This window comes from Yoonia sp. (assembly GCF_046292185.1).
Lineage (GTDB): Bacteria > Pseudomonadota > Alphaproteobacteria > Rhodobacterales > Rhodobacteraceae > Yoonia.
In genome coordinates this window covers 1-7,937 of the sequence record NZ_JBKBQY010000121.1, presented here as the reverse complement: position 1 = coordinate 7,937, position 7,937 = coordinate 1, and the positions used below count along the sequence as shown (strand labels likewise).

At 61.2% G+C, this 7,937-nt stretch carries 6 protein-coding genes and 1 pseudogene; 1 reads left to right on the top strand and 6 read right to left on the bottom strand.

The window, feature by feature from the left end; all coding sequences use genetic code 11:
- Positions 1–119: 119 nt before the first annotated feature.
- From ACK4TM_RS16100 to ACK4TM_RS16090, 3 genes are all read right to left on the bottom strand, one after another.
- Complete coding sequence (locus ACK4TM_RS16100; protein WP_409703143.1) at positions 120–875, bottom strand: L,D-transpeptidase; 756 nt, start codon at positions 873–875, stop codon at positions 120–122.
- A gap of 129 nt (positions 876–1,004) precedes the next feature.
- The gene (locus tag ACK4TM_RS16095) at positions 1,005–2,021 is read right to left on the bottom strand and encodes a zinc-binding alcohol dehydrogenase family protein (RefSeq protein ID WP_409703140.1); all 1,017 of its coding nucleotides are present in this window, start codon (positions 2,019–2,021) and stop codon (positions 1,005–1,007) included.
- 15 nt (positions 2,022–2,036) lie between these two features.
- Positions 2,037–3,218 (bottom strand): CaiB/BaiF CoA transferase family protein, encoded by a 1,182-nt coding sequence (locus ACK4TM_RS16090; RefSeq protein WP_409703137.1) that lies wholly within the window; start codon positions 3,216–3,218, stop codon positions 2,037–2,039.
- An 805-nt stretch (positions 3,219–4,023) separates the two neighbouring features.
- Between ACK4TM_RS16090 and ACK4TM_RS16085 the strand changes: the two genes are divergently transcribed.
- Positions 4,024–4,542 (top strand): flavin reductase family protein, encoded by a 519-nt coding sequence (locus ACK4TM_RS16085; protein ID WP_409703134.1) that lies wholly within the window; start codon positions 4,024–4,026, stop codon positions 4,540–4,542.
- 30 nt (positions 4,543–4,572) lie between these two features.
- Here ACK4TM_RS16085 and ACK4TM_RS16080 read toward each other — a convergent pair whose 3' ends face one another.
- The 3 genes and pseudogenes from ACK4TM_RS16080 to ACK4TM_RS16070 all read right to left on the bottom strand — a co-directional run.
- Positions 4,573–6,285 (bottom strand): SulP family inorganic anion transporter, encoded by a 1,713-nt coding sequence (locus ACK4TM_RS16080; RefSeq protein ID WP_409703131.1) that lies wholly within the window; start codon positions 6,283–6,285, stop codon positions 4,573–4,575.
- Positions 6,286–6,421: 136 nt separating this feature from the next.
- Positions 6,422–7,609 (bottom strand): glycerate kinase, encoded by a 1,188-nt coding sequence (locus ACK4TM_RS16075; RefSeq protein ID WP_409703128.1) that lies wholly within the window; start codon positions 7,607–7,609, stop codon positions 6,422–6,424.
- A 65-nt stretch (positions 7,610–7,674) separates the two neighbouring features.
- Positions 7,675–7,937: pseudogene (locus ACK4TM_RS16070) on the bottom strand (xylose isomerase); the annotation flags it as partial.

Sequence of the window (7,937 nt, the reverse complement as noted above, 5' to 3'; positions counted from 1 at the left end):
GGTCGACACGACCTTGCTGCCATGGCGCACCGTGACCGGCAGCACGATCGGCGCCGAAACCCCCCCCCCCCCGGCGGCCTGACCTTAGGGTGCGCCCTCGGGCGCACCCGTCTGGAGGATCAGCTACGCGCGGTGACGGTTTCCGCTGGATACAACACCGCAGTCACGCCGGTATTCACCTCTTCATAAAGCCCAATGATATGGGCCATGACCATCCGCACGCAGCCGGAACTGGCACGTCCACCGATAGAACGCGGTTCAGGCGTACCATGTATCCGCAGATAGGTATCGCGGTTGCCCACGAACAGATAAAACGCCCGTGCGCCAAGCGGGTTATTCGGCCCGCCGTCCATGCCATCGGCATGCTGCTCATAAGCGCGTGGATCGCGTTCGATCATCGCGTCTGTCGGCCGCCATGTCGGCCATTTCGCCTTGCGCCGCACGGTATAGCTGCCGGGTTCATACAGGCTGCCACGGGCAATCGCCACGCCATAGCGCATCGCGGTGCCATCGCCGCGCACGTGGTAAAGATAACGCGCCACTGCATCGACATGCAAATCGCCGGGGCGCAAACCGTCATTCGCCTCGACCAAGGTGGGCAGGAACCGGGGGTGAAAACCCCAAGGGTTCGACGTCCTCGGGTCGTAATTGGCAGGTGTGACCCGACGGTCCCAGACCGGCCACATATGTGGGGGGGACACCGGGGCGCGGACCTGTGGTTCTGGTGCGGGTGCCACAACCTCTGGTGTCGCTGGCGCGGGATCGATGTTTCCACCCAACAGTGCGCGTGTTTCAGGATCGACCATCGTCTGCGCCGCAAGCGGCTGCGAAAACAAGGCGGCGCCTGTTGCAATGAAATGACGTCTGTTCAGCATGGTTAATGTCCAATTCGGCACAAGTACACTTTGTGACACCTCTAAGCGGCACCCGCGAAACTGACAAGGTTTATAGCCTTGAGATGCAAACACAACTTTGTGGCGGTACAAATATGAAACGCCCAGGCGTCAGAAAGTTTCCAGCACAATCTTGCCTTTGACCGTGCCGGTTTCGATCATTTCATGGGCTTTGCGCAGGTTTTCGGCGTTGATCGGCGACAGCACGGTATCAACCGTCGTGCGGATCCGCCCGGCGTCGATTTCATCTGCGACATAGCTCAGCAATTCATGCTGGGCGATCATGTCGGGGGTCTGGAACATCGCGCGGGCGAACATGAATTCCCAATGCAGGCTCGCTGCCTTGGTCTTCATCCCCGCCATCGGCATCGGCACATCAGTATTGTCGATCGACACGATCCCGCCTTGTGGGCGGATCAATTCGACCGCGGCATCCCAATGGCGCATGTCGTTGAAGATCGCGATGTGATCGACATGCTGCAGCCCCAGGTCACGGACCTGTGCCACCATATCTGCCCGGTGATCGATCACATGATCCGCACCCAGCGATTTCACCCAGTCGGTGGTTTCAGGCCGCGACGCGGTGGCAATCACGACCAGCCCCGCCGCCTTGGCCAGTTGGATGCCGATGGACCCCACGCCACCCCCTGCCCCGATGATCAGGATCGTCTGTCCCGCATCCGCCCCGTCACGGTCGATGCCGAGCCGGTCGAAGAAGGATTCATAAGCTGTGATCGTGGTCAGCGGCAATGCGGCGGCCTGCGCGAAATCAAGGCTCGCCGGTTTGCGCCCGACGATGCGTTCATCGACCAGCTGGCATTCAGCGTTGCTGCCAGACCGCGTGATGTCGCCGGAATAATAGACCTCGTCGCCCACCGCGAACAATGTCACATCCGGCCCGACCGCCGCAACCACGCCTGCGGCATCATAGCCCAGCACGCGAGGCGGGTTTTCCACCACATCAGCGGCTTTGGATTTGCGTACCTTGGTGTCCACCGGATTGACCGACACGGCCTTGACGGCAACCAGAATATCGCGCCCGGTGGGGTCCGGTTTCGGCAGATCGACATCGACAAAGGCCTGCGGGTCAGTGACAGGCAGGTAACGGGTCAAGGCGACAGCTTTCATCATGTTTTCCTTTGTTCAGTCTTCAATGCGCAGATCGGCCAGCACCGCATCGGTGTCCTGTCCGAAATGCGGCGGGGCAAGCCGGTAGGTCACCGGCGTGCGCGACAGTTTCAGCGGATTGCCCAGCAGGCGGACCTCGCCTTTTTGCACATCCGCGCGGGGCATGGCCACCACCATTTCGCGCGCCCTTGCCTGATCGGACCCAAGCGCCTGATCTATCGTATGGACAGGCCCGACAGGAACCTTGCGCGCCTCCAGCCCGGCGATCACTGCGGCCAGTGGATGCGCGGCCAGCTTTGGTCCGATGATCGCCATCAGCGCATCGCGCTGTGCAATGCGTGCCATGTTGGTCGCGAACCGCGCATCCCGCGCCAGTTCCGAACAGCCCAGAAAATCGCAAAAGCGCGCGAACTGGCTGTCATTGCCGACCGCGATGATCACATGCCCATCGGCGACGGCAAAGACGTGATAAGGCACGATATTGGGATGGCCGTTACCGCGCCGCTCGGGGACCTGCCCTGATTCCAGATAATTGGTGCCTTCGTTGATCAACCAGGCGATCTGGCTGTCCACCAGTGCGACATCGATATGCTGCCCTTCGCCGGTGCGTTCCTTGTGGCGCAATGCGGCAAGGATACCCACCGTCGCATACATGCCGCACATGACATCCGCGATGCCGACGCCCACTTTCATCGGCGCGCCGTCGGGTTCGCCGGTCAGGCTCATGATGCCGCCAAACCCCTGCGCCATCAGATCATAGCCGGGTTTGTCCCGGTTCGGCCCAGTCTGACCAAATCCCGAGATCGAACAATAGATCAGCCCCGGCTGCCGCGTCAGCAGGTCATCCGGCCCAAGACCATATTTCGCCAGCCCACCGGGTTTGAAATTTTCCACGACGATATCGGCTTTGGCGGCCAAGGCGCGGACCTGCGCCTGCCCCTGTGGTGTGGCAATATCGATACTGACCGATTTCTTGTTGCGGTTGGCTGCCATGAAATAGGCGGACAGATCTGAGGGTCTGCCATCGGTGTCACAAACATTAGGTGGCCCCCAACCGCGCGTGTCGTCACCGCCGGTGATCGGGTTTTCGACCTTGATCACATCCGCCCCCAGATCGCCCAGCAATTGTGTGCAGGTCGGCCCCGCCAAGATGCGGGTCAGGTCCAGAATGGTGATCCCGTCAAGTGCGCCAGCCATGTCATGTCCTTTGAAATGCGTTTCAGGCGCGAATGTTTCGGTCCCGCACCGCTTCGTCAAGGGCCGGCGGCGATTTCGCGCAGTTTCCGAATCAAAGCGCTTTGATCGCCCCGGCGGTGCCGATTCAGATGGATTTTTGGGTGTCTGACCTGGCACGGGCAAAAGCCGTGACCTCACGTAATATGCCTCCAACCTGTCCTTTAGGTCAGGTTCGGAAAGTAACACGCAAAAGATGCATTGACCGGGTGAAATGTATGGGCATATGCCGCACTCAGCAGAGACGAGTGCATGTGTTCAAGAGTGTTCTGCAAAGACTAATGAGTGTTTGAAACGGTTCTATTTTACGATCTTTAAGTTCATTTTTGCCAGTGTTTTGGTTTAGTTTTTCAAGAGTACCCCCATCTGCGAACGCCTTGTGGCGACCGTAATTTGCTGGCAGGATCGACGTCCTGCCAGCAGTTTTCCCCAGTGGCAGATGAAAACGGCCTGTCCCGCCCGGGCGCTGTTTTGCGGTGCAACAGCCATTTTACCCTCCTGCAATGTGACTTTGACCGCGCTTTCACCGCGCAGGCCGTGTTGACATGCAAATGGTGATGCAATGTCGTTTCCTCGCGCATGCCCGCGTAGGGTTGCCGATCGGGACACAGGGCGTTGACAAATTGCCACCGCTCGTGGCTTGGTTACAGGCGCATCCAGCAAGGATCACGCCTGTCATGGGGGCGCTTTGTGCCGCATTGAACCTCGCCATGGATCGTGAAACCGGGTTCACACTTTACACCGCAGCCCTTGGCAAAAAGGTACAATCATGGACGCAGGCACGATTCAGAGTTTTGACCCCCACGCCGATGGCGACAGTTTTCGCGGCGCATTGGGTGCTTTTGCTACCGGCGTGACCATCGTCACCACCAACAGCCCGGACGGGCCGGTCGGGATCGTCGCCAACAGCTTTGCCAGCGTGTCGCTGGACCCGCCCTTGGTGCTGTGGTCGCCTGCGAAATCCTCGCACCGCTTTGCCTATTTCGCGCGCGCCGAACGGTTTGCGATCCATGTCATGGCCGCGGACCAGCGCGATATCTGTGCCGCAATCATCGGTTCCAAAACCGCAATCCGCGATGTGCCGACGCACCAGTCCCATTGCGGTATGCCGCTGATCAACGGCGCATTGGCCACCTTTGAATGCAATCTGGAAGCCACCCATGACGCGGGCGACCATGTGATTGTGCTGGGGCGCGTGACGCGGGCGCATCACACCAGCGGCGACCCGCTGGTGTTTCAGGGCGGTATCTACGGCACATTCGACCAGAATGGCGCATCGTCTGTGTAAGATTTCTCGCAGAAATTGCCCCGCGCCACCCTATGCAAGGACGTTTTGTACCGCCTCATGCTGCGACAGAAATACTTTGCCGGTTAGCTGATGCAGGAAATGCTGTTCGGCCAGCCGATCCATCACCGGCCCTTTCACCTCTGACAGGTGCAGTTGCACGCCCATTTCCCGCAGCCTTTCGTTGATCGCCTCCAGGGATTCCAGCGCGCTGAAATCAATCTCGTTGATGGCGGAACATTGCAGGATCACGTGCCGCACATCCTTATCCCCCGCCACGCGGTTCTGGATCTGATCCTCCAGCCAGCGGGCATTGGCGAAATAGAGGCTTTCATCGACCCGCAAGGTCACGATGCTGGCATGGGTGATCACATCATGGCGCAGGATATTGCGGAAATGTTCGGTGCCGGGGACCTGACCGACCTCGGCAATGTGCGGTCTGGAGGACCGGTAAAGATGCAGAAGCACTGACAGCAGCACACCTGCGGAAATCCCCGCCTCGACCCCGAGCGCCAGCGTCAGCAGGATCGTCGTGGCCACAGCGGCGAAATCGCCCCTGTTATAGATCCAGCTACGCTTCAGGATGGAAAAATCCACCAACCCCAGCACCGCGACGATGATCGTGGCGGCCAAGGTCGCGATGGGCAGGAAATAGATCAGCGGCGTCAACGCCAGCGCGGCGATTGCAAGACCAACTGCCGTGAACGCCCCCGCCGCCGGCGTCGCGGCACCCGCGTCGAAATTCACCACTGACCGCGCAAATCCGCCCGTCACCGGAAAGCCGCCGGTGAACGCGGCCCCGATATTGGCGGCGCCCAGCCCGATCAGTTCCTGATCAGGATCAATGCGCTGGCGTTTCCTCGCCGCCAGCGTCTGCGCGACAGAGATCGATTCCACAAAGCCGATGATCGCGATCAGAAAGGCCGGCAGCAACAATTGCGCCAGCAAGGCGGGCGACACCGATGGCAAGGTGAACGGCGGCAGGCTTTGCGGGACGGCACCCACGACTTGCACGCCGCGCGCATCCAGCCCCCAATACCAGACCGCCGCCGTTGTTGCGACGACCACCACAATTGGCCCAAGCTTTACCATAAATCCGGTCACAGCGGCCCCAAGCCCGATCCTGATCAACAGCGGTTTCAGCCCCCTGCGCACCCAGAACAGAAACCCGGTCGCCAGCACGCCGATCACCGCCGTGATCCAGTTGATCCCGCCCGGATTGCGACCCAGCGAGATCGCCAGTTCCAGCAGGTTATGCCCTTCGGCATTGATGCCCAGAATGTGTTTCAGCTGGCTCGCTGCGATGATCAGCCCCGATGCGGTGATGAATCCCGCGATCACCGGATGCGACAGGAAATTCGCGACGAACCCCAGCCGGAACAACCCCATCGCCAGCAGGATCACCCCCGACAATCCCGCCAGCGACAGCGCCGCCAACGCATAGCCCATCGTGCCTTGTTCGACGATGTTGCTGAGCGCTGCCGCCGTCATCAGCGACACCACCGCCACCGGCCCCACCGCCAGACTGCGGCTGGTGCCGAACACGGCATAAAGGATGATCGGCACGATAGAGGCATATAGCCCAGCCTCTGCCGGAAGCCCCGCCAGCAAGGCATAGGCCAAAGATTGCGGGATCAGCATGATCGTGACGACGAAAGCAGCGGTCAGGTCGTTGCCAAGGTCGGAACGGGTATAATCCCGCCCCCACGACAGGATGGGCAGATAGCGGGAGGGAGGGATTTGCATTAACTTTTGACCTGTTTTGCCGCTTGCGGCACCTGTAAGCGGCCAATTTCAGCGCGTGATGACTACTTGCAGCGACATCTACCCTGAACGGTATAAAGCGGGCTGCGTCAAACCCACAAACCTGTCCAGCCGATTGTCATCCATGCCAGATCAACACGCCCAGGTCGGCGACATTCGTCCCGGTCGCGCCGGTGATCAGCAGATCATCCGCCTGCATCAGCGCGGCATAGCTGTCGTTGATGGCCAGAAGGGCCGTCAGATCCGTTATCTTGCCCAATGTGTCCTGATCCACGATCCCGCCTGCGGCATCGGTCGGCCCGTCGCGCCCGTCACTGCCGGCCTGCAAGCAGGTCCAGTTGCGCCAGCCGCGCCGCACCGCCTCTTGCGCGACACGCAGGCTCAGTTCCTGATTGCGGCCGCCACGCCCGTTGCCTTGCAGGACCACGGTGGTTTCCCCACCCCAGAGCGTGATGCCGGGCCGGGCCTGATCGCAGATCGTTCTTGCGGCATCGGCCACATCGCCGGTGACGGGGGTGGGGATGACATGCGCCTCGCCCGCCGCCTGCGCCATGGCTGCGACGCTTTGGCCATTCGATCCAATCAGGATATTGCGCGCTTGTGGCAGATCGCCCGCCGGACCTGCAGCGGCCAGATGATCGCGCACCGCCTGCGGGACCTGATCCCAGATCCAGGCATTGCGCAGCAATGACATCGCCTGCGCCGCCGTCCCGATCGGCCCCACGGTCGGGCCGCTGGCAATGGCAGCCAGATCGTCGCCGACGACATCGGACAGGATCAGCGCGGTGACGGGATGCGGCGCGGCATGGCGCAGAAAACCGCCGCCCTTCAGGTCGGACAATTGTTGGCGGATCAGGTTCATCGCGCGGATATCAAGCCCCGACCCCAGCAGGAGGTCATTGACCGCGACCTTGTCAGCCAGCGTCAGCGCGCCTGCAGGGGCCGGCAGCAGCGCCGAGCCCCCGCCCGATATCAGCGCCAGCACCGGGCCGGTCACGGCGTGCAAGGCGGTGATCACCGCCTGCGCCGCCCTTGCACCGCTTTCATCCGGCACAGGGTGGCCTGCGGCATGGACATCGGCGCCGTCAAGCGGCTGGGCGTTTTCATAATTGGTGACGATAATGGCAGGCACGTCCGGAAAACGGGCCAGCGCGGCCCGTGCCATCCCGCGCGCTGCCTTGCCGACGGCGATGATCAGTGCGGGCGCAGCCAGATCATCCAGATGGCGCGTGACAGCGGCCACCGGATCGGCAGCCTGCACGCCCGCATCAAAAATCCGCCGCGCGGTGCTGCGCATTTCATTCATGTCTGACCTCTTCCCACCGTCCGTAAGGTGGATCATGATCCACCTTACGTCACAGCTTTACAAGGTCACAGGTAACGATTGACCAGATTTTCCAACCGTTCCTGACGGCCAGAACGCGGTTCAGGGTTGATGCCTTCGTCCTGTACGCGCGCGGTGATCGCATCCAGATCGCTGGACAGCAGCGCCTTGCCTGCCTTTGTTTCCCAGCCGGCGTAACGATCCTGACGCGCGGATTCCAGCTTGCCATCTTCCAGCATCGCGGCGGCGGCTTTCAGACCAGCCGCACAGGCATCCATCCCGCCGACATGGGCAAGGATCAGATCCTCTG

Coding starts and splice junctions, on each gene's coding strand:
- ACK4TM_RS16100 (WP_409703143.1), bottom strand. CDS start 875: ATGCTGAACAGACGTCATTTCATTGCAACAGGCGCCGCCTTGTTTTCG.
- ACK4TM_RS16095 (WP_409703140.1), bottom strand. CDS start 2,021: ATGAAAGCTGTCGCCTTGACCCGTTACCTGCCTGTCACTGACCCGCAG.
- ACK4TM_RS16090 (WP_409703137.1), bottom strand. CDS start 3,218: ATGGCTGGCGCACTTGACGGGATCACCATTCTGGACCTGACCCGCATC.
- ACK4TM_RS16085 (WP_409703134.1), top strand. CDS start 4,024: ATGGACGCAGGCACGATTCAGAGTTTTGACCCCCACGCCGATGGCGAC.
- ACK4TM_RS16080 (WP_409703131.1), bottom strand. CDS start 6,285: ATGCAAATCCCTCCCTCCCGCTATCTGCCCATCCTGTCGTGGGGGCGG.
- ACK4TM_RS16075 (WP_409703128.1), bottom strand. CDS start 7,609: ATGAATGAAATGCGCAGCACCGCGCGGCGGATTTTTGATGCGGGCGTG.